Annotated in this window: 19 protein-coding genes, 1 tRNA gene and 1 pseudogene; 9 read left to right on the top strand and 12 right to left on the bottom strand. The window is 66.6% G+C overall.

Annotated elements, in window-relative coordinates; all coding sequences use genetic code 11:
• Positions 1-160 precede the first annotated feature (160 nt).
• The 3 genes from ORI27_RS13655 to ORI27_RS13665 all read left to right on the top strand — a co-directional run bounded on the left by ORI27_RS13655 (position 161) and on the right by ORI27_RS13665 (position 11,261).
• A complete protein-coding gene (locus tag ORI27_RS13655; RefSeq protein ID WP_265997409.1) occupies positions 161-9,400 on the top strand; it encodes a type I polyketide synthase in 9,240 nt (3,079 codons plus the stop codon).
• A gap of 28 nt (positions 9,401-9,428) precedes the next feature.
• Complete coding sequence (acpS, locus tag ORI27_RS13660; protein WP_059017865.1) at positions 9,429-9,821, top strand: holo-ACP synthase AcpS; 393 nt, start codon at positions 9,429-9,431, stop codon at positions 9,819-9,821.
• A gap of 87 nt (positions 9,822-9,908) precedes the next feature.
• Positions 9,909-11,261: a dipeptidase gene (locus tag ORI27_RS13665; protein WP_265997410.1), complete on the top strand. Its 1,353-nt coding sequence runs from the start codon at positions 9,909-9,911 to the stop codon at positions 11,259-11,261.
• A gap of 158 nt (positions 11,262-11,419) precedes the next feature.
• Here ORI27_RS13665 and ORI27_RS13670 read toward each other — a convergent pair.
• The 3 genes and pseudogenes from ORI27_RS13670 to bcp form a co-directional block, all read right to left on the bottom strand.
• A pseudogene (locus ORI27_RS13670) lies at positions 11,420-11,878 on the bottom strand (transposase); the annotation flags it as partial.
• Between the two features lie 65 nt (positions 11,879-11,943).
• Positions 11,944-12,165: a hypothetical protein gene (locus ORI27_RS13675; protein WP_265997411.1), complete on the bottom strand. Its 222-nt coding sequence runs from the start codon at positions 12,163-12,165 to the stop codon at positions 11,944-11,946.
• Between the two features lie 253 nt (positions 12,166-12,418).
• Positions 12,419-12,892, bottom strand: a complete 474-nt coding sequence (gene bcp, locus ORI27_RS13680; protein ID WP_265997413.1) for a thioredoxin-dependent thiol peroxidase — start codon at positions 12,890-12,892, stop codon at positions 12,419-12,421.
• Between the two features lie 87 nt (positions 12,893-12,979).
• On the opposite strand from bcp, the gene ORI27_RS13685 reads away from it, so the two are divergent.
• A complete protein-coding gene (locus tag ORI27_RS13685; protein ID WP_265997414.1) occupies positions 12,980-13,207 on the top strand; it encodes a DUF3618 domain-containing protein in 228 nt (75 codons plus the stop codon).
• Between the two features lie 435 nt (positions 13,208-13,642).
• Here the strand turns inward: ORI27_RS13685 and ORI27_RS13690 are convergent, their stop codons facing one another.
• Both ORI27_RS13690 and ORI27_RS13695 read right to left on the bottom strand, forming a co-directional pair.
• Positions 13,643-14,842, bottom strand: coding sequence for a cytochrome P450 (locus ORI27_RS13690; protein ID WP_265997415.1), 1,200 nt, complete (start codon positions 14,840-14,842; stop codon positions 13,643-13,645).
• An 89-nt stretch (positions 14,843-14,931) separates the two neighbouring features.
• Positions 14,932-16,320: an FAD-binding oxidoreductase gene (locus ORI27_RS13695; protein WP_265997416.1), complete on the bottom strand. Its 1,389-nt coding sequence runs from the start codon at positions 16,318-16,320 to the stop codon at positions 14,932-14,934.
• Positions 16,321-16,441: 121 nt separating this feature from the next.
• Here ORI27_RS13695 and ORI27_RS13700 point away from each other — a divergent pair, with 121 nt between their 5' ends.
• Positions 16,442-16,708, top strand: a complete 267-nt coding sequence (locus ORI27_RS13700; RefSeq protein WP_265997417.1) for a hypothetical protein — start codon at positions 16,442-16,444, stop codon at positions 16,706-16,708.
• Between the two features lie 14 nt (positions 16,709-16,722).
• A complete protein-coding gene (locus tag ORI27_RS13705) occupies positions 16,723-16,851 on the top strand; it encodes a hypothetical protein (protein WP_265997418.1) in 129 nt (42 codons plus the stop codon).
• Between the two features lie 33 nt (positions 16,852-16,884).
• Here the strand turns inward: ORI27_RS13705 and ORI27_RS13710 are convergent, their stop codons facing one another.
• From ORI27_RS13710 to ORI27_RS13725, 4 genes are all read right to left on the bottom strand, one after another.
• A complete protein-coding gene (locus tag ORI27_RS13710; RefSeq protein ID WP_265997419.1) occupies positions 16,885-18,465 on the bottom strand; it encodes a cellulase family glycosylhydrolase in 1,581 nt (526 codons plus the stop codon).
• 295 nt (positions 18,466-18,760) lie between these two features.
• The gene (locus ORI27_RS13715) at positions 18,761-19,021 is read right to left on the bottom strand and encodes a hypothetical protein (protein ID WP_265997420.1); all 261 of its coding nucleotides are present in this window, start codon (positions 19,019-19,021) and stop codon (positions 18,761-18,763) included.
• 72 nt (positions 19,022-19,093) lie between these two features.
• Positions 19,094-19,870 (bottom strand): hypothetical protein, encoded by a 777-nt coding sequence (locus ORI27_RS13720; protein WP_265997421.1) that lies wholly within the window; start codon positions 19,868-19,870, stop codon positions 19,094-19,096.
• Between the two features lie 182 nt (positions 19,871-20,052).
• Positions 20,053-20,129: transfer RNA gene (locus ORI27_RS13725), tRNA-Lys, on the bottom strand.
• 133 nt (positions 20,130-20,262) lie between these two features.
• Here ORI27_RS13725 and ORI27_RS13730 point away from each other — a divergent pair.
• The 3 genes from ORI27_RS13730 to ORI27_RS13740 are packed head-to-tail and all read left to right on the top strand — an operon-like array spanning position 20,263 to position 23,048.
• Positions 20,263-21,354, top strand: coding sequence for a hypothetical protein (locus tag ORI27_RS13730; protein WP_265997422.1), 1,092 nt, complete (start codon positions 20,263-20,265; stop codon positions 21,352-21,354).
• On the top strand, positions 21,354-21,746 hold the full coding sequence (locus ORI27_RS13735) for a hypothetical protein (protein ID WP_265997423.1): 393 nt from the start codon (positions 21,354-21,356) through the stop codon (positions 21,744-21,746). Before ORI27_RS13730 ends, ORI27_RS13735 begins: the two co-directional genes overlap by 1 nt.
• Positions 21,747-23,048, top strand: a complete 1,302-nt coding sequence (locus ORI27_RS13740; RefSeq protein WP_265997424.1) for a tyrosine-type recombinase/integrase — start codon at positions 21,747-21,749, stop codon at positions 23,046-23,048.
• A gap of 26 nt (positions 23,049-23,074) precedes the next feature.
• Here the strand turns inward: ORI27_RS13740 and ORI27_RS13745 are convergent, their stop codons facing one another.
• The 3 genes from ORI27_RS13745 to ORI27_RS13755 all read right to left on the bottom strand — a co-directional run bounded on the left by ORI27_RS13745 (position 23,075) and on the right by ORI27_RS13755 (position 24,592).
• On the bottom strand, positions 23,075-23,497 hold the full coding sequence (locus tag ORI27_RS13745) for a DUF4189 domain-containing protein (RefSeq protein ID WP_265997425.1): 423 nt from the start codon (positions 23,495-23,497) through the stop codon (positions 23,075-23,077).
• 4 nt (positions 23,498-23,501) lie between these two features.
• Positions 23,502-23,915, bottom strand: coding sequence for a PASTA domain-containing protein (locus ORI27_RS13750; RefSeq protein WP_265997426.1), 414 nt, complete (start codon positions 23,913-23,915; stop codon positions 23,502-23,504).
• 197 nt (positions 23,916-24,112) lie between these two features.
• Positions 24,113-24,592, bottom strand: a complete 480-nt coding sequence (locus ORI27_RS13755) for a hypothetical protein (RefSeq protein ID WP_265997427.1) — start codon at positions 24,590-24,592, stop codon at positions 24,113-24,115.
• Positions 24,593-24,727 lie beyond the last annotated feature (135 nt).

A 24,727-nucleotide genomic window follows, 5' to 3' on the forward strand; every position in this document is an offset into this window, starting at 1 on the left:
GGGATGTCCGCCGACCCCAGGGGAGGGGATCGCGCGGACGCCGTGATTCGACGGGGAATCGCCGACGACACCTCCGCAAGGCAGCGCAGGTCTGACACGCCGACACACACGAAGCGAAGACGCGAAGACGCGACGAAGAGCACCGAGGGAGATACATAAGGTGACGATCCACGAACACGACAGGCTGTCCGCGGGGGACGGATCATGGCGCGGCGGTGCCAAGCAGGCCTCTACTCATGCGCTCGTGGACCGGCTCACCGCCGGCGAGCCCTATGCCGTGGCCTTCGGCGGACAGGGCAGCGCCTGGCTGGAGACCCTGGAAGAGCTGGTCACCTCGGCCGGCATCGAATCCGAACTCGCCACCCTCGCCGGCGAGGCTGAGCTGCTGCTGGAGCCGGTGGCCGACGAACTGGTCGTGGTCCGTCCGATCGGCTTCGAGCCGCTGCGCTGGGTGCGCGCGCTGGCCGCCGAGGAACCCGTTCCCTCGGCCAAGCAGCTGACGTCGGCCGCGGTGTCGGTTCCCGGCGTCCTGCTGACCCAGATCGCCGCCATCCGTGCGCTCGCCCGTCAGGGCATGGACCTGGCCGCCACCCCGCCCGTGGCGGTTGCCGGCCATTCGCAGGGTGTGCTCGCCGTGGAGGCGTTGCGCGCCGCGGGCGCCAAGGACGTGCAGCTGCTGGCCCTGGCCCAGCTGATCGGTGCCGCGGGCACCCTGGTGGCTCGCCGTCGCGGTATTTCGGTCCTCGGTGACCGCCCGCCGATGGTGTCGGTGACCAACGCCGAACCCGAGCGCATCTACGAGCTCCTCGAAGAGTTTGCTACCGACGTCCGCACGGTGCTGCCGCCGGTGCTGTCGATCCGCAACGGCCGGCGGTCGGTGGTCATCACCGGGACCCCCGAACAGTTGTCGCGATTCGAGCTGTACTGCGAGCAGATCGCCGAGGCCGAAGCCGCCGACCGGAAGAACAAGGTGCGCGGCGGCGCGGTGTTCTCACCCGTGTTCGATCCGGTGCAGGTCGAGGTGGGCTTCCACACGCCGCGCCTGGCCGACGGCATCGATATCGTGGGCCGTTGGGCCGCGGCGGTCGGTCTGGACGTCGAGCTGGCCCGCGCCTTGGCCGACGCCATCCTGGTCCAGCAGGTCGACTGGGTCGAGGATGTCACCGCGCTGAACGAGGCCGGTGCCCGCTGGATTCTCGACCTGGGCCCCGGTGACATCCTGACCAGGCTCACCGCACCGGTGATCCGGGGGCTGGGCATCGGCATCGTGCCGGCCGCCACTCGTGGCGGCCAGCGCAACCTGTTCACCGTCGGCGCCGTCCCCGAGGTGGCCAAGCCGTGGTCGAGCTATGCGCCCTCGGTGGTCCGTCTGCCCGACGGGTCGGTGAAGCTGTCGACGAAGTTCACCCGGCTCACCGGTCGCTCGCCGATCCTGCTGGCGGGGATGACGCCGACGACCGTCGACGCCAAGATCGTCGCAGCGGCGGCCAACGCCGGGCACTGGGCCGAGCTGGCCGGTGGCGGCCAGGTCACCGAGGCCATCTTCGACAAGCGCGTAGACGAGTTGGTCGAGCTCCTGGAGCCCGGGCGGGCGATCCAGTTCAACTCGCTGTTCCTCGACCCCTACCTGTGGAAGCTGCAGTTGGGCGGAAAGCGGCTGGTGCAAAAGGCGCGCCAGGCCGGGGCGCCGATCGACGGTGTCGTGGTCAGTGCCGGCATCCCCGATCTGGAGGAGGCCGTCGACCTGATTGACGAGCTGAACTCCGTCGGCATCGCCCACGTCGTCTTCAAACCGGGCACCGTCGAACAGATCCGATCGGTCATCCGGATCGCCGCCGAGGTGCCCACCAAGCCGGTCATCGTCCACATCGAGGGCGGTCGCGCCGGCGGCCACCACTCCTGGGAGGACCTCGACGACCTGCTCCTGACCACCTACTCCGAACTCCGGGGCCGCGCCAACATCACCGTGTGCGTCGGCGGCGGTATCGGCACGCCGGAACGTGCCGTGGATTACCTGTCCGGCCGGTGGTCGGCGGCCTACGGCTACCCGCTGATGCCCGTCGACGGCATCCTGGTCGGCACCGCCGCGATGGCCTGCCTGGAGGCCACCACGTCGCCGGCGGTCAAGCAGCTGCTGGTCGATACCGCCGGAACCGACCAATGGGTCGGGGCCGGACACGCCGCGAACGGCATGGCCTCCGGACGCAGCCAGCTCGGCGCCGACATCCACGAGATCGATAACGCCGCCTCCCGCTGCGGGCGGCTGCTCGACGACGTCGCCGGTGACGCCGAGGCCGTCGCCGAGCGTCGCGAGGAGATCATCGCCGCGATGGCGGTCACCGCCAAGCCGTACTTCGGCGACATCGCCGAGATGAGCTACCTGCAGTGGCTGCAGCGCTACGTCGAGCTCGCGATCGGCGATGGTGACTCCACCGCCGACACCAAGACCGCCGACTCGCCGTGGCTCGACATCACCTGGCGCGACCGTTTCGCCGAGATGTTGCAGCGCGCCGAGGCCCGGCTCAACACGAAAGACACCGGTCCGATCGAGACGCTGTTCGACGCAGCCTCGCCCGACGGTGAGTGGCTGCTGGAAAACCCGGACGAGGCGCTGGCCGCGCTGCTGTCCCGCTACCCGGACGCCGCGGCGGTGCTACTGCATCCCGCCGACGTTCCGTTCTTCGTCCAGCTGTGCAAGACGCTGGGCAAGCCGGTCAACTTCGTCCCGGTGATCGACAAGGACGTGCGGCGCTGGTGGCGCAGCGACTCGCTGTGGCAGGCCCACGACGCCCGCTACACCGCCGAGCAGGTCTGCGTCATCCCCGGCACCGAGGCCGTCGCCGGCATCACCCGGGTGGACGAGCCGGTGGGCGAATTGCTCGACCGCTTCGAACAGGCCGCCGTCGACGAGGTGCTGGCCTCGGGCGCTGAGCCCGAGCCGGCTGCCGCGCGGCTGCGGCTCCGTACCGATGTGACCGGGCCGCTGGCGATCGTGCTGGATTCGCCCGACGTGCTGTGGGCGGGTCGCACCGCCACCAACCCGGTGCACCGCATCGCGGCGCCGACTGACTGGCTGGTGCACGACAATCGTTCCGCGACAAACCATTCCACCGGGGCGCGGCTGGAAGCCGTCGCCGCAGACCGGGTGGTGTTGAGTGTCCCGCTGTCGGGCACCTGGATCGACATCGCCTACACGCTGCCGGCCACGGTGATCGACGGCGGCACACCGGTGGTGCGCACCGAGGACGCTGCGGCCGCGATGCGCGCCGTGCTGGCGATCGCCGCCGGCGTCGACGGCCCCGATGCGCTGCCGCCGGTCGTCAACGGCTCCACCACCGTCACCGTCGGCTGGGATCCCGAGCGGGTCGCGGACCACACCGGCGTGACGGCGACGTTCGGTTCGCCGTTGGCGCCGACCCTGTCGACCGTTCCCGACGCGCTGGTCGGCCGGTGCTGGCCGGCGGTCTTCGCCGCCATCGGCGGTGCGGCCACCGACACTGGTTTCCCGGTCGTCGAGGGGCTGCTGAGCCTGGTGCACCTGGACCACGCGGCCCGGCTGCTCAAGCCGCTGCCCAAGGAACCGGCCCAATTGACCGTCACGGCAACCGCTTCGGTGGCCACGGACACCGAGGTCGGCCGGGTCGTTCCGGTGACGGTCAACGTCACCGACGCCAACGGGATGATCCTGGCGGTTCTCGAGGAGCGGTTCGCCATCCGCGGCCGCACCGGGGCCAAGGAACTCACCGACCCGGTTCGGGCCGGGGGAGCGGTGTCACTGAACGCCACCGACACCCCGCGCCGCCGCCGTCGTGACGTCGCCATCGGCGCACCGGTCGACATGCGTCCGTTCGCCGTGGTCTCCGGGGACCACAACCCGATCCACACCGATCAGGCCGCCGCGCTGCTGGCTGGTCTGGAATCGCCGATCGTGCACGGCATGTGGCTGTCGGCCGCCGCGCAGCACGTGGTGACCGCCACCGATGGCAAGCCGGTCCCGCCGGCCAAGTTGATCGGCTGGACCGCCCGCTTCCTGGGTATGGTCAAGCCGGGCGACGAGATCGACTTCCGTGTCGATCGGGTCGGAATCGACTTGGGTGCCGAGGTTTTGGAGGTCACCGCCAAGGTCGGCACCGATCTCGTGATGAGCGCGACCGCGCGGTTGGCGGCACCCAAGACGGTGTACGCCTTCCCCGGTCAGGGCATCCAGCACAAGGGCATGGGCATGGAGGTGCGGGCCCGGTCGAAGGCCGCCCGCAAGGTGTGGGACACCGCGGACAAGTTCACCCGCGACACCCTTGGCTTCTCGGTGCTGCATGTGGTGCGCGACAACCCGACCAGCCTGATCGCCTCCGGTGTGCACTACCAGCATCCCGAAGGGGTGCTCTACCTGACTCAGTTCACCCAGGTCGCGATGGCCACCGTGGCCGCCGCGCAGGTCGCCGAGATGCGGGAGCAGGGTGCCTTCGTCGAGGGCGCGATCGCCTGCGGTCACTCCGTCGGTGAGTACACGGCGTTGGCGTGCGTGTCGAGCGTCTACAAGCTCGAGGCCCTGCTGGAGGTGGTGTTCCATCGCGGCAGCAAGATGCACGACATCGTCCCGCGCGACGAGATGGGCCGGTCCAACTACCGGCTGGCGGCGATCCGCCCGTCGCAGATCGACCTGCCGGACGCCGAGGTGAAGGGCTTCGTCGCCGACATCGCCGAGCGCACCGGGGAATTCCTGCAGATCGTGAACTTCAACCTGCGTGGCTCGCAGTACGCGATCGCCGGCACGGTGCGCGGCCTGGAGGCGCTGGAGGAAGAGGTCGAGCGGCGCCGCGAGATCAGCGGTGGCAAGCGGTCGTTCATCCTGGTGCCCGGTATCGATGTGCCGTTCCACTCCGATGTGCTGCGGGTCGGTGTCGACGACTTCCGCCGGGCGCTGGAACGCGTCATGCCCGAGGATGCCGATCCGGGGCTGATCGTCGGCCGGTACATCCCGAACCTGGTGCCGCGGCCGTTCACCCTGGACCGTGACTTCATCCAGGAGATCCGCGATCTGGTGCCCGCCGAGCCCCTCGATGAGGTGCTGGCCGACTACGACACATGGCGTAACGAGAAGCCGCATGCGTTGTGCCGCAAGGTCGTCATCGAGTTGCTGGCCTGGCAGTTCGCCAGCCCGGTGCGCTGGATCGAGACGCAGGACCTGCTGTTCATCGAGGAGGCAGCCGGTGGGCTGGGCGTGGAGCGCTTCGTCGAGATCGGCGTGAAGTCGGCGCCGACGGTGGCCGGTCTGGCCAGCAACACCCTGAAGTTGCCCGAATATGCCCACAGCACAGTGGAAGTGCTCAACTCTGAGCGCGATGCCGCCGTGCTGTTCGCCAGTGACGAGGATCCGGCCACTGACGATTCCGACATCGAGGAGGCTCCCGTCTCCGAGGCGCCGGCCGAAGCCGCAGCGGTCGAGGCCGCACCGGCGCCGGTGGCCGCACCTGCCGGGGGACCCCGACCCGACGACATCGGATTCGACGCGGGCGATGCCACATTGGCGCTGATCGCGTTGAGCGCGAAGATGCGCATCGACCAGATCGAGCCGCTGGACTCTATCGAGTCGATCACCGACGGTGCGTCCTCGCGGCGTAACCAGCTGCTGGTCGACCTCGGCTCGGAGCTGAACCTGGGCGCCATCGACGGAGCTGCCGAGGCCGACCTGGCCTCGTTGAAGGGTCAGGTGTCCAAGCTGGCGCGCACCTACAAGCCGTTCGGCCCGGTGCTCTCCGACTCGATCAACGACCAGCTGCGCACGGTGCTCGGCCCGTCCGGCAAGCGTCCGGCCGCGATCGCCGAACGGGTCAAGAAGACCTGGGAACTCGGCGACGGTTGGGCCAAGCACGTTACCGCCGAACTGGCGCTGGGCACCCGGGAGGGCAGCAGCGTGCGTGGCGGTGCACTCGGCGGCCTGCACGAGGGTGCGCTGGCCGACGCCGCAGCCGTGGACAAGGCCATCGATGCCGCGGTCGCCTCGGTGGCCGCCCGTAAGGGCATTGCGGTGTCGCTGCCGTCGGCCGGTGGTGCCGGCGGAGGGGTGGTCGACTCGGCCGCTCTGACCGAGTTCGCCGAGCAGGTCACCGGACGTGATGGCGTACTGGCTTCGGCCGCGCGGATGGTGCTGGGGCAGCTCGGTCTGGACAGCCCGGTGACCGCCGCGCCGGCGGCCACCGACGCCGAACTCGTCGACCTGGTGACCGCCGAGCTGGGCTCGGACTGGCCGCGGCTGGTGGCTCCGGCCTTCGACGCCAAGAAGGCGGTCTTGCTCGACGACCGCTGGGCCAGTGCACGTGAGGATCTGGTCAAGCTGTGGTTGGCCGACGAAGGCGATATCGACGCCGACTGGCTGGGTCTGTCGCAGCGGTTCGAGGGCGCCGGCAACGTGGTTGCCACCCAGGCCAACTGGTGGCAGGGCAAGGCCCTGGCCAGCGGGCGCAACATTCACGCCTCGCTGTTCGGGCGGATCGCCGCGGGTGCTGAAAACCCGGACAAGGGTCACTACAGCGACGAGGTCGCGGTGGTCACCGGCGCTTCCAAGGGCTCGATCGCCGCATCGGTGGTCGCCGGCCTGCTCGACGGCGGCGCCACCGTGATCGCGACGACCTCCAAGCTCAACGACGACCGGCTGGCCTTCTACAAGAAGCTCTATCGCGACCACGCCCGCTACGGCGCGTCGCTGTGGGTGGTCCCGGCCAACATGGCCTCCTACGCCGACATCGACGCCTTGGCGTCGTGGGTGGGCAGTGAGCAGACCGAAAGCCTTGGGCCGCAATCCATCCACATCAAGGATGCGCTGACGCCCACCTTGCTGTTCCCGTTCGCCGCGCCGCGGGTAGCCGGTGACCTGTCGGATGCCGGCTCGCGCTCCGAGATGGAGATGAAGGTCCTGCTGTGGGCCGTCGAGCGGCTGATCGGCGGGCTGTCGTCGATCGGTGCCGAGCGCGACATCGCCTCGCGCCTGCACGTGGTACTGCCCGGTTCACCCAACCGCGGCATGTTCGGCGGTGACGGCGCCTACGGCGAGTCCAAGTCGGCGCTGGACGCGGTGGTGAACCGGTGGAAAGCGGAATCCTCGTGGGCGCAGCGGGTCAGCTTCGCGCATGCGTTGATCGGCTGGACCAAGGGGACCGGTCTGATGGGGCACAACGACGCCATCGTCAGCGCCGTCGAGGAGGCCGGTGTCACCACCTACAGCACCGACGAGATGGCCGCGATGCTGCTCGATCTGTGCTCGATCGAGGCCAAGGTCGCGTCGGCCAACGCTCCGCTGAAGGTCGACCTGACCGGTGGGCTCGGCGATGTCGAACTCGACCTGGCCGAGCTGGCCGCCAAGGCGCGCGAGGAAATGTCCTCCGAGGCGAAGGAATCCGACGACGACGAGACGGTGGCGGGAACCATCGCCGCCCTGCCGTCGCCGCCGCGCGGCTACACCGCATCCACGCCGCCGGCGTGGGCCGATCTGGATGTCGACCCGGCCGACCTGGTGGTCATCGTCGGTGGCGCCGAACTGGGACCGTACGGCTCCTCGCGCACCCGCTTCGAGATGGAGGTCGACAACGAACTGTCGGCGGCCGGTGTGCTCGAATTGGCCTGGACCACCGGGCTGATCGGGTGGGAGGACGATCCCAAGCCGGGTTGGTATGACAGCGTGACCGGTGAGCTGGTCGACGAGGCCGATCTGGTCGAGCGCTACCACGACGCCGTCGTCGAGCGCTGCGGGATTCGTGAGTTCGTCGACGACGGGGCCATCGATCCCGACCACGCCTCGCCGCTGCTGGTCAGCGTGTTCCTGGACAAGGACTTCAGGTTCGTGGTGTCGTCGGAGGCCGATGCTCGCGCATTCGTCGAGTTCGATCCCGAGCACACCGTTGCCCGACCGGTCGCGGACTCCTCGGATTGGGAGGTGATCCGCAAGGCGGGCACCGAGATCCGGGTGCCGCGCAAGACCAAGCTGTCACGGTCGGTCGGTGCGCAGATCCCGACCGGCTTCGACCCGATGGTCTGGGGCATCAGTGCGGACATGGCCAGCTCGATCGACCGGGTGGCGCTGTGGAACATCGTCGCCACCGTCGATGCGTTCCTGTCCTCGGGATTCACCCCGAACGAGCTGATGCGCTGGGTACACCCGAGCCTGGTGGCCTCCACGCAGGGCACCGGTATGGGCGGTATGACGTCGATGCAGACGATGTACCACGGCAACCTGATGGGCAAGGCCAAGCCGAATGACATCCTGCAGGAGGTCCTGCCGAACGTCGTTGCCGCGCATGTCATCCAGTCCTATGTCGGCAGCTACGGCTCGATGATCCACCCGGTGGGCGCCTGCGCCACCGCGGCGGTGTCGGTCGAGGAGGGCATGGACAAGATCCGTCTCGGCAAGGCCGAACTGGTGGTCACCGGCGGCTTCGACGACATGACGCTGGAGGCCGTGATCGGCTTCGGTGACATGGCGGCCACCGCCGAGACCGCGACGATGCGGGCCAAGGGCATCAGCGACGCGAGGTTCTCCCGCGCCAACGACCGTCGTCGACTGGGCTTCCTGGAAGCCCAGGGTGGCGGCACCATCCTGCTGGCCCGTGGTGACCTCGCGCTGAAGATGGGTCTGCCGGTGCTGGCCGTGGTCGGTTACGCGCAGAGCTTCGGTGACGGCGTGCACACCTCGATCCCGGCTCCCGGACTCGGTGCACTCGGCGCCGGGCGCGGCGGTAAGGATTCGCAGCTGGCCCGTTCGCTGGCCAAGCTGGGGGTCGGCCCGGACGACATCGCGGTGATCTCCAAGCACGACACCTCGACGCTGGCCAACGACCCCAACGAGACCGAGCTGCACGAGCGGCTGGCCGACTCGATGGGGCGCGCCGCGGGCAACCCGCTGTTCATCGTCAGTCAGAAGAGCCTGACCGGCCACGCCAAGGGCGGTGCGGCGGTGTTCCAGATGATGGGGCTCTGCCAGGTCCTGCGTGACGGCGTCATCCCGCCGAACCGCAGCCTGGACTGTGTCGACGACGAGCTGGCCACCTCCGGGCACTTCGTGTGGCCGCGGGAGACCCTGCGGCTAGGTGACAAGTTCCCGCTCAAGGCGGGCCTGGTCACCAGCCTAGGCTTCGGCCACGTGTCGGGTCTGATCGCGCTGGTGCACCCGCAGGCCTTCCTGGCCTCGCTGAGCGAGCAGGAGCGGGCGGACTACACCAAGCGGGCCGGTGAGCGCGTGCTGGCGGGGCAGCGGCGACTGGCTTCGGCCATCGCCGGTGGGCCGCCGATGTACGAGAAGCCCGCCGACCGCCGGTTCGACCATGACGCACCCGAGAAGCGTCAGGAGGCGGCGATGCTGCTCGATCCGGCGTCGCGGCTGGGCGAGGGCGACACCTACGTGCGATGAGCCGGCCCACATCCGCTAGTGTGCTCGCGTGGCGATAGTCGGTGTGGGGATCGATGTGGTCTCCATTCCCGACTTCGCCGAGCAGGTGGACCAGCCGGGAACGGTGTTCGCCGAGACGTTCACCCCGGGTGAGCGCCGCGACGCCGCCGACAAGAGCTCGGTGGCGGCGCGGCACCTGGCCGCGCGGTGGGCCGCCAAGGAGGCCGTTATCAAGGCCTGGTCGGGGTCGCGGTTCGCTCAGCGTCCGGTCCTGCCGGAGGGTATCCACCGCGATATCGAGGTGATCACCGATATGTGGGGCCGGCCCAAGGTGCGCCTGACCGGTGCCATCGCCGAGCATTTGGCCGAGGTGACCATCCACGTATCGCTGACCCACGAAGGCGACACCGCCGCCGCGGTCGCCATCCTGGAGACGCTCTAACGTCCTGACCTCGGGCGAGCGTGCGTGTCTGTACGCAACACGCCGCCCCGGTGGAGCACTACGTGCACGTTCGCGCAGGATGGTCCCATGAGCGATCTCGTTGAACGCGTGCGGGCTGTGCTGCCTTCGGTGCGCGCCGATCTCGAAGACCTGGTGCGCATTCAATCCGTGTGGGCCGACCCGGACCGTCGCGATGAGGTGCACCGCAGCGCGCAGGCGGTCGCCGACCTCTTGCGCCAGGCAGGTTTCAGACAGGTCGAGATCGTCGCCGAAGGCGGTGCGCCCGCGGTGATCGCACATCACCCCGCCCCACCCGGTGCGCCGACCGTGCTGCTTTATGCCCACCACGATGTTCAGCCAGAAGGTGAACCGGCGCAATGGGATTCGGAGCCGTTCGAGCCCACCGAGCGTGATGGCCGACTGTACGGCCGCGGCAGTGCCGACGACAAGGCCGGTATTGCCACTCATCTGGCGGCGTTCCGTGCGCACGACGGCAAACCGCCGGTCGGGGTGACGGTGTTCGTCGAGGGCGAGGAGGAGTCCGGCTCACCGTCGCTGGGCCGACTCCTGGCCGCCCACAAGGACAAGCTGGCCGCTGACGTCATCGTGATCGCCGATTCAGACAACTGGACCTCGGAGATCCCAGCCCTGACGGTGTCGCTGCGCGGGCTGGCCGACTGTGTGGTCGAGGTCGCCACCCTCGATCACGGCCTGCATTCGGGGCTGTGGGGCGGTGTGGTGCCCGACGCCCTCAGCGTGCTGGTGCGTCTTCTGGCCAGCCTGCACGACGACGACGGCAACGTCGCGGTGCAGGGCCTGTACGAGGCAAGCGCTGCCGACGTCGACCGCGGCGCGCAGTGGGTCCGGGCGGAATCGGGGCTACTCGACGGTGTGCACGAGATCGGCTCGGGCCCTGTGGCGCAGCGCATGTGGGCCAAACCGGCGATCACCGTGATCGGCATCGACACCACACCGATCGCCAAGGCGTCGAACACGCTACTCCCGCGCGCCAGCGCCAAGGTCAGCATGCGGGTGGCCCCCGGTGGTGACGCCGCGGCTCATCTGCACGCGCTGCGCCGCCACCTCGAGCGGCACGCCCCCTGGGGAGCGCACGTCAAGGTCATCCCCGGAGATATCGGCCAGCCTTACGCGATCGACGCCAGCGGACCGGTTTACGACGCCGCCCGGGCCGCGTTCCGGCAGGCGTGGGGCACTGAGGTCGTCGACATGGGCATGGGCGGTTCGATCCCGTTTATCGCCGAGTTCGCCACCGCCTTCCCCGACGCCACCATCCTGGTGACCGGGGTGGAGGATCCCGGAACCCAGGCGCACAGCGTCAACGAGAGCCTGCATCTCGGTGTGCTCGAGCGTGCCGCCACCACCGAGGCGCTGCTGCTGGGGAAGCTAGGGGAGCTCTCTGGGGTGAGGGTAACGGTGTAGCCGAGGGCTTGGAGTTGACGGATGTGGTTGCGTTTCTTGACCTCTGGGTTTGTGTGTTTGGTGAAGTGATCAGCGCCGAGGTCGGTGAAGTGGGTGTCCTGGTCGGCCAGTAGGTGCCAGACGATGACGAGGATTGAGCGTCCGACGGCGACGATCGCGCGTTTCTTGCCTCGCCGTCGGGCGATGCGCCGGTAACGCTCCCCGAGGAAGGTGTCGGTGCGCCCGGCCACGACGGCGGCCTCCCCCAGGACGCGGGCCAGGTAGCGGTTGCCGTGTCCGGTGGATCCGCTGCCTTTGGTCTTGCCGGCCGAGGATTTGATGCCGGGAGAGAACTTGGCCCAGGAGCACAGGTGCGCGGCGGTCGGGAAGCGAGTCATGTCGGTGCCAATCTCAGCGAGGATGATGGCGGCGGCGACCGGCCCGATACCGGGGATCTCATCTAGGCGTGCCGCCGCCTGCGCGAAAGGGGCCAGGGCCGCCTCGATCTGTTCGTCGAGGGCGGCGATGTCGGCGTCGATGCTGTCGATACGTCCGAGCATCCGGGCCAGCAGGAACCGGTGGTGTTCACCGAAATGGCCGTTGAACGCCTCTTCGAGCCGGTCGATCTTGGCCCGCATGCTGCAGCGGGCCAGCTGAGCCAACACCTTGGGGTCGCGTTCGCCGGCGATCAGGCTTCCAGTAATCAGAGGTGGCCTCCATAACCACCCGGCTCGATCCCCAGCTCAACGAGGTGGTTGGCCAGCTCGCTCACCGAGCGGGTCATCGTCGAATGAGTCGACACCTCCTGCAGACGCTTGCGACTCGGGCCGGGAACGCGCACACAACACACCAACTCGGCCTTGCCGATATCCAGGGCCGCGACCCTGGCGATGATCTGTTCCTCATCGTGCGATTCAGCCAACATCGCCCATCACAACTCCTCTCCACGCTCGATCCGGAAAAAAGGATGTGGTCGCCCGTGGAGCCGCACAAGTGAAACTCGAGTCTAATCCGCGTGCTCGACCGAAAACCTGACGGCGGCAACAATGAAGGGCCCACAACGCGACTCCAGCGCCCGGCTAGACCACGGCCCCCCAGGACCACAGAGCTACGGCGTCGCAAGACGACCACCGCCCCATTTTCACCCCGGAACGGGCGCCGCGACAGCGGCAAATTGGCTAGAACGAGAGGTCGCGGCGGAGTTTGGCGACGTGACCGGTGGCCTTGACGTTGTACTGGGCCACCTCGATCTTGCCCTTCTCGTCGACCACGAACGTCGACCGGATCACGCCGACCACCGTCTTGCCGTAGAGCTTCTTCTCGCCGTAGGCGCCCCACTCGGTGAGCACCTTCTTGTCCGGGTCGGACAGCAGCGGGAAGGTCAGCGCGTCGCGGTCGGTGAACTTGGCCAGCTTCTCCGGCTTGTCCGGGGAGATGCCGACCACATCGATGCCGGCGCCGTTCAACTCGGCCAGGCTGTCGCGGAAGTCGCAGGCTTGTTTCGTGCAGCCCGGGGTCATTGCGGCCGGGTAGAAGTAGACGATCACCTTGCGGCCCTTGAAGTCGGACAGCTTCACGGTCTTGCCCTCGGCATCCGGCAGGCTGAACGCCGGTGCTTTGTCGCCGACTTCGAGGCGTGCTGTGTCCGTCACCTAATGGTCCCTTCATCTACCGGTGCATCGGGGTTGGCCCGGGTTGCTTTAGGGTAGTTCGGCAGGGCGGCAGTTTGGAGGACGGAAGTGGCGGATCGGGATCCCGAGGTCATCAAGGCCGAGATCGATCAGGCTCGTGACCGGCTGGCGGTGACGGTGGACTCGCTGGCCGAGCGGGCCAATCCGCAGCGGATCGCCGACGACGTCAAGGCCGCGATCGTGCGCTTCGTGACGAGGCCCCCGGTGGCCGCCGCGCTGGCCGGTGTCACCGTGGTGACGGTGGTTGTGGTGGTCCGCCGGATCCGCAACGGCTAGCGGCTAGCGGCGCCGCAGCCAGTCGCCGAGTGAACGCCGGAAGCCCGGGGGGTTGGCGGTCAGTCCGATCCGGCTGCAGCTGTGGACCTGCATCGGTGGCACCGATGCGGAGGCTTGCGGAGCTACCTCGCCCGCAGGGTGGTGAACGGGGTCTTCCGGCACCATGCGGCTAAGTCCTCACTTCGTCACCGGACCTGATGTCCGAGGGCAGCTGTTGGTCGATTCAGCTAACCAGGACTATAACACCGTTCGCGGCATCACTGCAGCACAATGCGGTGAACTTGGCATCGAAACTGTCAGCCGGTTATCTCCGAACAGCTATTTTTGCTGGTCAGTCAGGTGCCTTAACGGATTGCCCAGCGGATTCACAGCGACGCAGCTCACAGCCTTCGGTCTACGGTGCGGACGCTGCCGTGGGCAACGTCGCGTTCGGCGTCAGGGCAGCAGGATGGGCAGCCGCTCCCAGCCCCGAACCGTCGATGTCGGGGCCAGCTGCGCGCCTGCGTAGTCGATGTCCCATTCCGGGAACCGGTTGAGCAGCTCGTCGAGGGCGACTCGCCCCTCGAGCCTGGCCAGGTTGGCCCCCAGGCAGTAGTGAACACCCTTGCCGAAGGTCAGATGGCTGATCGTGTCGCGGTGGATGTCGAAGGTGTCGGGGTGGTCGTAGCGGCGCGGATCGCGGTTGGCGGCGCCGAAGAGCAGCAGCATCGCGCTGCCCGCGGGCACCGTCGTGCCGTAGCACTCGAAGTCCTTCAGCACGTAGCGGCCGACATGCGGCCCGGTCGGCTCGAAGCGCAGCGTCTCGTCGATCGTCCGGTTCAGCAGGGAACGGTCGGCCAGGACGTCGCGGCGTTGGTCGGGGTGCTCGGCGAGCACCTTGGCCAGCCAACCGATCAGCCTGCCGGTCGTCTCGTTGCCGGCGCCTGCCACCACCTGGGTGTAGTGCAGCACCTCTTTGCGGGTGAGTTTGCGGGTGACGCCGTCGTCGTCGGTGAACTCGACGTTGAGCAGTGCCGTCATCAGATCGTCGGAGGGATTGTTGGCGCGCCATTCGACGTACTCGGCGTAGATGCGGCCGTCGGCGATGCGGTCGGGATCGGCGACCTTCATCGGTGCGCCCGGCTTGGTGCGCAGGTTGGCGTCGTTGGCGTCGCGCACCGAAATCTGTTCGGACTCCGGGATTCCGAGCAGCATGCCGATGACCCGCATCGGCATCATCGAGGCCAGTTCGGCGATGATGTCGAACCCGCCCGAACCGACCAGGGGGTCCAGGCAGCCGATGCAGTACCTGCGGATCTGGTCTTCGATCTCGGCCATCCGCCGGGGGGTGAACACCCGCGACATCAGCCCACGCAGCTGCGTGTGTGCGGGCGGATCGGAGAACATCATCACGCCGCCGGGCATATCGAAGTCGGACTTGATCAGTTCCAGAATGTCGCTACGGCTGTTGGAGAACGTCTCCCAATTCGACAACGCGGCTTCGACGTCGGAATGCCGCGACAACGTCCAGAAGTCATACCGCTCGTTGTGGTAGACGGGCGATTCGTCGCGCAGGCGGGCATACACCGGATAGGGGTCGGCGACGATGTTGACGTCGTAGGGGTCGTAGTAGACGGTGTTGTGCGCAGTCGTCATGGTCCATCCCCGGGTAGGCCCCGCCGCATGCTGAGCGATCGATCAAACTTCGTTGTCGAGCCATGTTTAGCAGCCACGGCGCGGGCTGGTCAAGGGATGCGCGGCTCGGCGAACACCACGCCGGGGTTGAGGATGCCGGCCGGATCGAAGCTGGCCTTGATCCGGCGCATCAAGGCCAGCTTGGCCGGATCCTCCAGCTCGCAGAAGTAGTCGGCCTTGGCCCGCCCGACACCGTGCTCGCCGGAGATCGCGCCGCCCAGCGACATCCCCATCGCGAATATCTCGGTCAGCAGCTTCTTGCGGATCTGCGGATCCTTGCAGAACAGCACGCCGTGGACGTTGCCGTCACCGGCATGCCCGCACCCGCTCAGGCCGATGCCCTCGGCGAGTGCGATGCCCCGTGCCCGGCGTAGGAACTCCGGCATCGAGGCCCGGGGAACCACGACATCGATGATGTCGTCTGCGCCGATGGCCTTGGCCGTCCAGAACACGTTCTCCCGCGCCTCGATCAGTCTGCGCGCCGAATTTCCTTGCAGTACGTAGGCATCCAATGCACCCCAGTCGCTGAGCAGCGTGCCGAGTGTTGTGGCGTCCTCGTCGAGCCGGTCGGCGTGGTTGTTCTCCAGCGCCACGACGAGGTAGGCCTGGCAGGACTCCCGGATCGTCTCCGGTATCCCCAGTTCCAGGTTTTCGGCGTTGACGATCGCGGCCATGACGACGGTGTCGATGTATTCGACGATGGTCGGGTTCAGTCCGCTCGAGATGAGCTTCGGCACGGCCGCCATCACCTGGTCGAAGTCGCCGAACGGGGCCAGCACGGTCGCACCGTGCGCCAACCGGGGGACCAGCTTGACGGTCACCTCGGTCACCAGCGCCAGCGTGCCCTCCGAGCCGATGATCAGCTGGGTGAGGTCATAGCCGGTGGAGATCTTCGACATCTTGCCGCCGGTTCGGATGATCTCGCCGGTGGGCAGCACGGCCTGCAGGCCGAGCACGTTGTGGCGGGTGACGCCGTACTTCACCGCCCGCATGCCGCCGGCATTGGTACCGACGTTGCCGCCGACGCTGGAGGACAGTTCGCCGGGATACACCGTGTAGCTCAGTCCCGCCCTGGCGGTCTGGGCATCGAGTTCGGTCAGCGTCACGCCGGGTTGGACCACCGCGACGTGATTGTCGGCATCGATCTCGAGCACTGCGTTCATCCGCTCGAACGAGATCAACAGACCGTCGGCCACCGGTTGCGCGGCGCCGGACAGGCCGCAGCCCGATCCCCGCGCGGTGACCGGCACGCGGTGTTCGGTCGCCACCGTCAACAGGGCCGCCACCTCGTCGGCGCACGCCGGTTTGGCCAGGTAGGCCGGGCGCTGGGGAGGGATGGTCAGCGCCTCGTCGTGGCCGTAGTCCTCGGAGATGGCCTCGCCGGTCAGCAGATGGGTGTCGCCCACGATGTCGGAGAAGAGTGCCGCGAGATCGGCCATCGCCGCCTCCTTTGCTCGATGACGGAAGCGTATCCCGCCACTCACATGCGGAGACCTGTTGCGCGAGTTCGGGGTCGAAAGGCCCTTACCGCGGACTGGGTGCGTCATGAAGATGAAGCGCATGAGTGATAAGGCAGTCGAAGTCGTTTCGTGGAATCCCGAAGAGCACACCGAGTTGCCCGGTTTTGCGCACGGGCTGACCCGATACGGTAGCCACTGGTTCGACGTCGGCATATCGATCGTGCCGGGGGAGGCCGATCCCCTGGAGGCGCTGGACAAGGTGTTCGCGAAGCTCAAGGAGATTATCGTCGCCGAGGCGCCCAGCATCCAGTACTTCAGCGTCGATCTGCGCGTCGCGTCTCGGACACCCGTCCCGCACCCCAAGTGACCGAGGAGGACGGCATGGCGCAACTCGTATGTCCGGTGTGCAAACGCACCGTCAGTGTGTCGGAACAGCACGGTCAGAAGATGCCCGACCACCACGACAACAAGGGGCAGCCCTGCCGCGGTAGCGGTCACAAGCCCGCGTAACGGCTGTCGCCGCGGTGGAGGTGGCTTGAAGCGTCAGCGTGTCGACGGACGTAGAGCAGGCCCGCCTGTGTGACGACCGGTGGGCCTCAGGGGCGTCGATGTCGAGGCACCCGCCTTGGCCGTCTTGGGCTTATCAACCGTACTCGCGGCGGAGACAGGGGACTTATCAGCGGCCGTAGTGCGCGGCACCGAGAGGTTCGGCCTCGGTGCCGCATGGGCGATACTCGTGTGGTCTTGCTGTGCGGCAGCAGATTTCGCTGTCGTTGGCGTCACCCTGTCCGTCTTCTCGCTCACGGACTTATGCGGGGTGCCCGCCGCGGCAGCCGGCGGCGTAACCCCGAACAGCGATCCGATGGCCTCGGTGATGACCGTGACCGCGGAAACCGCCAATCGGTACAGCGCCTTGGGCACGATCAGAGCCAAGTTGATGATCTGGCGGATGACGATCACCGCCGATTCGAGAAACGAGGTGTTGTTCGCGTACGGGGTGACGTCAAAGGGCTGCAGGTTCCCGCTCTCGAGCTGCTGGATCAGCTCCTCGACGGTCACGGCTGCTTTCTTCGGCGTCCAGTCCGTCTTGAACAGGCCGAAGTTTTCCTCGTCGTCGAACCCGCCGGTGTTGGAGTCCCGGGTGGTGTAGATGAACATCGGCCCGGCGCCCTCGACGTCCTGCCAGGCCACCACGAAGTCATGGATGAAGGCCGCCTGCTCCTGCTGATCGACCGGGAAGTTGGTGGGCAGACCGTATTCGGTTGCCCAGATCTTGAGGTCGGCATCGCCGTTGGCGACCATCAGCGCCCGGATCGCTTGGACCTGTTTCAGTGGCGAGTTGGCTTGGGTCTGGCCCATCGAGAACGGCAATGTGTAGTTGTACGGGTGGTAAGACAGTGCGTCGAAGTAGCCTTGCGCGCCTGCGTTGTACATCTGCCTGACGAAAGCTTCCGGTGCGAGTGACAGCCCGGGCACGGTGACCACCGCACCCAGGACACCGGCGATCACCTCGGCGTTGGGGTTGTTCGCCTTGATGACCGGATAAGCCGCCTGCAGCATCCGCGTGTAGGCCTTGGCGTCCACTGGGTTGTAGAACAGCGCGCCGTTGGGCTCGTTCCAGATCTCGTAGTCGTCGATCGCGCCGATGCTGCTGGCATCGTTGTAGCGGGCGGCCACCGCGGCGGCGAACTGGGCATAGTCGGTCGGATTGGAATGCCCGTTGAGCGGGAAACCGGCCCAGGTCGGAGTGCCGGTGATCACGCCGACGATGTTCATCCCGCGCTCGCTGGCGGCGTGCACGACGTAGTCCATCTTGGACCAGTTGTAGTCCTCGTTGTCTTTTGGCTCGATGTAGACCCACGGAACCGCGATACGAATAGCGTTGACGCCCAAATCTTTCAGATGGTCGAGCGTGACGTCGATGTCCTGCTCGAGCAGGGTGTAGAGCGTCGAGTCCGCGATGCCGAGCGTGGTCGGCGCCTCATCGACGGCGCCCATGAGCACCACCGGGATGGAGAATGCGTGACCCCGTGGCGCGGTCGGTGGCGCGCCGGAGTAGCTGCCTGTGGTCGCGGTGCACACTACTGCTGCGGTCAACGCCGCTGCAAAAGTCCGACACTTCATCAAGCCCCCCCGGCCGCCCGATGTGGATGGATTGCCTGGCACCTTATCGCGGCCGCGGTTAGCCGAGCCGTCCAATCGCAAACTTGCGAGCCGGATTTCATGTAGTAGCGCTTCGCTGATCGAACGATCAGTTGTCCCGAGTAGTTGCCGCCAGGGTTGCGCAACCTGGACTCGCTGATCGAGAAGGCCCCGTAGAGGTTCGTAGCTACCCGGCCAGTGCGCCGGTTCGCGAGTCGCTCGCGATCCGTGCCCGTCGATGTGGCGTTCGCCCGGATACGGGCGAACCCCTACGGCCTCAATGCATGAGGTCGTGGTTGACCTCCGCTTTCAATTCCCTTTCGAAGTTCTGAACGCACTCATGCATCAGCGACCCGAACGATTCGGGGTTGCCGTAAATGCTCGGATGGAAGGTAACTGAGCCAACCCAGCGCGCGTGAACATTGCCTTTCTCATCGCGCGTTACGGTCACATTGGTCGAACTCATGTCGTCGTCCCTTCGTTCGGTCGGTCTGGAAGTATCCGCGGCCAATCCCGACCGTCCCGCACGGTCGGCCATGATGCTCAACGTAGGGTCAGGGAAGTGGCGCAACAAGTGGCTAACGTCACCGTGTCGGGTGCCGGCCGTCGGCTAGAAGGCGACCCCGCAGTCGTAGTCGACCAGGGGCTGGTTCTGCTCATCCCGGATCGAATGGTCGCGTCGGTCGATCACGAGGGTGCGACGGTAGAAGCCGCCCCACTTGGTGAAAACAACCATGGTGACGGTCGCGGTCTCGTCGTTCATCGCAACAGCGGGTCGCTTGTCCTGGATGGCTCGTGCTTGCTGTTGTTGCTGGGCGGACATTGGCCGGCCGGGAGAGTTTCTGTCGGCAGTGGAGTTGATGATCTTGTCGAGGTCTTCCATCCCACAGACGACCTGCCAGTCGTTGTAGTTGGCATGCCAGTCCAGATAGAACTGGTTCGCCGTCATAGCAAACGCAGAAAATTCGAAGTAGCCCTCCGGATTATCTTGCGGCACAACGAATTGGAGGAAGTCGGGGTGGTCCCCGGCGGCCCTATATGCCGCTTCGTCGACATAAGGCTGTTGGTCGACGGGGCGGGCGTAGAGGATGGGGTAACCGCCCATGCCGTCGCGGTGGTACACGTAGTCCACCGTGAAGCCATCCCTCATCTTCAGATGGGTGAACGCTCGGAAATAATTGTTTGGATCGAATTCACCGCCGCGCTTGACCGGATCCTCTCCGGAAAGAGATGCCGGGATGGTCAGGTTGTTGCGCATTTCGGTGAGGGCGGAAATCAGCGTGGGGCAGCCGAGGTCCGAAGGCTCCGATCGAGCTGAGGGATCAGATGCGCATACCAACATGACAGCGCCGAGAGCGGCGGCTACGAGACGGTGGAACATCTTCATGCGTATCTCATCTCATCGGGGAGGTGGCCTGCCCCGCCCCGGAAAACTCCAGGTCAGTCTGACACACATACCCGTGATCGACGTGATATCGGTTGGTCGCGAACTCACTCCCGAAACGACGACGGCCTCTGTCGGCGAACGTTCCGGAAACGCAAAAGCCCCGCCTAGGCGAGGCTTTCGTGTGGTGCGCCGTCAGGGTTTCGAACCCCGGACCCGCTGATTAAGAGCCAGCGTTTCTGACCATTCATACCGACCACGCTAGCATGAGCTATTGCTGCAAACAAGCACTACAGAGCATGTTTTCCGCAAACCACAGATGATTGCGAGTGCTCCGGAGTACGCCACCCTTGTGTACAGTGCGTGTGTACAGTCCCTTGTGTACAGTCACCCGCATGAGCTACACCGCAGACCAGGTCGACCAGATTGAAGCGTGCCTCGAGCGCGGCGGCCACTTCTGGACCACCGACGCACCGATCGGCGGCAACAACCACTGCACGCGATGCCCGATGGTCGGCGCTCTGATCACTGCCGGGCCGCATGACTTCGAAGGGCCACGGCCGACCGGCAGACCCGAACCGGTCGAAGGCAGCGAGTGGGAATACAGGCCCAGCACCTCAGACGGAGCGCGGTGCCGAGTCCGCTATCACGACGGCCAATGGTGGGCCGCAGGGCTCTATGGTCCGCTCGATTGGCAAGCCGACTCCCGTATCCCCGAATGGCCCGGCACCTTCACTCCCGCAGGCGGAATGGTGACGTGGAACTGCCCAGTGCACCGGCCAGTCGGCAACGACGAACCCATGAACGCCGAGACACAGTGCTACTGCCCGCCGATCCCCCTGGCCCGCGGCTGCAGCCGCCCGATCCCGGGCAGCCAGACCGATCTCCTGGCCAAACTCAACGAGGTCTACAAGACGCCGTACCCGAAGGAATTCACACTCCCGCCGAAGTTCGTCGACCTGATGACGCACGCAAGCGACCAGTCGACGGGCTCCATCCGCGGAGTCGTCGAGCGCGCCGTCGAATATGATCGGTTGTTCCCGCCCGGCATGATCGAGAAGCTCGATCATGCCGAATTGAACGTGCTTCAGGACCTAGTTGGGCGCCTTCTCGAACACGAACAGCGCGGCTCTGCCGTCGGCCCTACGCCGCCGGCACCGGGCCTCAACGGTCGATGGGTGCTCCTCGGTGAGGTCGGTGTCGACTCGGCGTCGATCGCCATCCACGACCACCAGCCCGACAACCCATTCGCCACCGCACCCAAAGTCGCACCACCCGATTCGCAGTACGCCGTTCCCGGATCTGAGTGGGCGTGGGACGCCGGGCAGGGCATTCGGTTCTGGGCCGGCTTCGGCGACGGCTCCTACAAGGTGTGGGCGTGGGTCGCTGACTACCGCGACGACGGCGCACCGGATCCTGACGAGCGCATAGCCCAGATCGTCGTCACGATGATCGACGAAGCCGACCTTGCCGAATGGCGTGCGTGATGGCCGAGAAATCACACATCCCTATGCCGGCCACACCGCTGCGGGCGGAGCGGAAGAATCTGGGCTTCGGTCGCAGACCGCCGTCGACAGTCGGCCGTGGGCTCTCGCTCAGTACCCGCGGCGAGGACGTTCCGGCCTGGTTCGACGTGTACTCCGGCCGGCGGCCGCCGACGCCAACGATCATGGTGCACGATTCGTTTATCGAGACCATCAAAGCGAACGGTGGACAGTTCGCGTCGGTTCTTCTCGTCGGAGGGAACGGCAACGTCATCGGGAATTGGGCGTACGCCGATGGGCAACTCCGACTTGCCTGCGAGGCGGGCGAGTACATCTACGAACGCACTGGCTGGGTCACCTCGGGTGGCTTCACCGAGTTCGGATGGCCGGACTAGATGGCCAAGGCGAAGCAGAAACGTCGGGCCGCGGGTGAGGGTGGGTTGTTCCTCCGCGGTGACGGCATGTGGGTGGGTAGCGTCGAGATCCCCACGACAGACGGTAGTCGACGCCAAAAGCGGGTGTACTCAAAGGATTACAACAAGTGCGCCGAGAAGAAACGCGAACTCGAGGACGCTGTCCGTGACGGGGTGATCCCCAACGCGTCGACGACGGTCGGTCGTTGGTTGACTGAGTGGCTCACCGACATCAAGGGTCCGCGGGTGCGGCCGAACACCCGGAAGTTCTACGAAGAGGCCATCCGGCTGCACATCACCCCGCAGATTGGGAAGAAACGTCTCGACCGGCTCACCCCGGCGGATGTCCGGATGATGCTGGGCGCGATCGCGACGTCGCGGAACAAGCAGCGCGCACACCAAACCCTGAACCTGGCGTTGAAGGCTGCGGTGAAGGACGGCATGATCCGGCGCAACGTCTGCGAGGTGGTGGACAAGCCGCGGCACCTGGCCGCCGAACGTCCGCCGTTCACCTTCGACGAGGCGCAAGCCATCATCCGAGCGGCGATCGAGATCGAGGCCGAACGCGGCCCTGGTGAGCCGGCGATCGCGACCCGGTGGGCAGCGGCGTTCCTGTCCGGTGCGCGCAAGGCCGAACTGTGCGGCCTGGAACTCGACCGCCTCGACCTCGACAACGGGCTGTTCGACTTCTCCTGGCAGCTCCAGCAGCTGACCAAGGTCCACGGCTGCGGAGAGCCTGTCGACGGTGTGCACCCGTGCGAGGTCAACCGGGCCCGCCGGAAACGCGCCGCCTACTGCCCGCAAGCGCGGTGGAACTTCGAGGACGGCTTCGACTACCGCGAGTGCTACAAGAGCCTGGTGTGGACCCGTCCGAAGACCAAGACCGGCGTCCGGATCGTCCCGATCATCGACCCACTGCTGGAGATGGTCCGCTGGCACGTCGAGAACGACCACGAGCCGAATCCACACGGCCTCGTCTGGCACTGGCCCGACGGCAGGCCGATCTCGCCGACCGACGACTTCGAGCTGTGGCAGCAGGTGTTGCGTCGCGCCGGCATCCCCGACGAATCCGCGGCAACACTGCACTCGGCCCGCCACTCGACCGCGACAATGCTCCAGGCCGCCGGCGTCCCCGAGGAAGTCCGGATGCAGATCATGGGCCAAAGCTCGGCGGCCGCACACCGCGGCTACGTGCACATCGACCAGACACAGACCCGGGCCGCGCTCCTGAACTTGGCTCCGCTACTTGCTCTCGACGAGCACGGCACCGACGAGCACGATTAGGCCGGCGGCGGCGAAGTGGCGAGCCGTCACGGCGGGGTTGTCGGGTTTGAGCACTGACCGCCTGCGACGACCTCGTTCTCGCCGAACGATGGCATTTTCGACCTCGCGTCCAGGATCGCGGCGTCCAGATTCGGGCCGCGGCCGCCTGCCCACGCCTGCGTGACGGTGTTCAGGGTGTAGGCGACGCACCCGTACTGGGTTGCGGTCGCCAGTACGCAGCGCCGGCCATTGCTGCGCTGGTTGCATTCGTCGAGCGCGATCTGCGTGGCCTGGTCCGGGTTGCCGGCGGCGCCGTAGGTTCCGATACCGGCTTCCGGTGAGATGGCGAGTGCGATCCAGTCTTCACCGAAGGGGTCTTCTGGGCTGGCCTGCGCAGTTGTGGCGGACGACGGAAGGTACAAGAAGCACAACACCAGCGCAGTCGCGGCGGCGCAGATCCTCCGACCCATCCGACTAGTCCTTGTAGACCTTGACGATGACGGGGGAGCCCGCGTCCACGGTGGTGCCGGGTGCGGGTTCGATGCTGACGACTGTCCAGTTCTTGGCCAGTATCACCATGGAGTACTTCGGGTTCGCTGAGGCCAGCTCGACGTTGGTCAGGCCCAGTCCTTCGAGTCGCGCGCGTGCGATCTCGGCGTTCTGACCGGTGACGTCGGGAATCGTGATACCTGCGGGCGCGGCGTCCGGCGTATCGACCGGCACCGGGGTCAGCGGTGCGTGCGTGGTGGCCGACGCCGTGTACACAGGTGTTGCGGTGGTTGAGGTGACCGTGACGGTCTGTGCTGGTGTGGTGGTCGCGCCGCACGCCGACAGGGCTATGCACGAGAGTGAGATAGCGGCAATGGTGAGCTTCCCCCTCATTTCCATCAGCGGATCGTAGCGCCTTCCTCGCGCCCAGGTGGGTACGTCGGGGTGAGTAGCGGATGTCACATCGGCTGCATATTCTGCGATTTCCCAACTAGTTCACAGACGAGCTAAGTAAATGGGGGCGCGGCATGGAAGAGATCGACGCGGTACACGACCAGATACTCGCGGTGTTGGAAACGATTCCCCCGCAGGGCTGGTCACTTGGTGAGGCGACGTTCGTCTTGACCACCCTTCGGCGGCTTGCGTCCGCTCGTGAGTGCGGCGGCAACGTGGTCAGCCTTTCTAGCCGGCGTCGGCGACGTTGTTAGTGCTGCCCTGGCGATCGCGACGAGCGCGTCCTGCATCTCGGGGCTGAGCCGGTCGACGTCGGCGGGTAGTCGCATCGCCAGGTTTGATCCGGTCGTGACGGTTATGCCGAGGCTTTTGGCGTAGGCGAGGACGATGGCGGTCTCTGAGACCCTCAGCGCGAGGGCCATCCCCGTGATGGTCTTGGCGTCTTTCGGGAACTGTTTCGGCGGGTGGATTGACAGCTCTTGGAAGGTCTGGAACTTGACGCGCTGTCCGGAGTCTTCGGCGAGGTCTCGGACGGACTTTCCGGCGTCGAGGGCGGATCGGATCAGTTCCTTGATGGTCGGCACATCAAAACTCTGATCGGGGGTCGGACCGGCGTCCACCATCCAGCACTCCCTCCCGTCTACCAGTGCTTGACGCCCAATCTACCCCCGGCCGTCTACCAATTGGTACGCCACCCGGGTAGCTATCGACGCAGGCAGGGAAAGAACATCTGTGTAATTCCTTGCGCATCGGCTACC

The sequence above is a fragment of the Mycobacterium pinniadriaticum genome (genome assembly GCF_026242045.1).
Classification (GTDB): domain Bacteria; phylum Actinomycetota; class Actinomycetes; order Mycobacteriales; family Mycobacteriaceae; genus Mycobacterium; species Mycobacterium pinniadriaticum.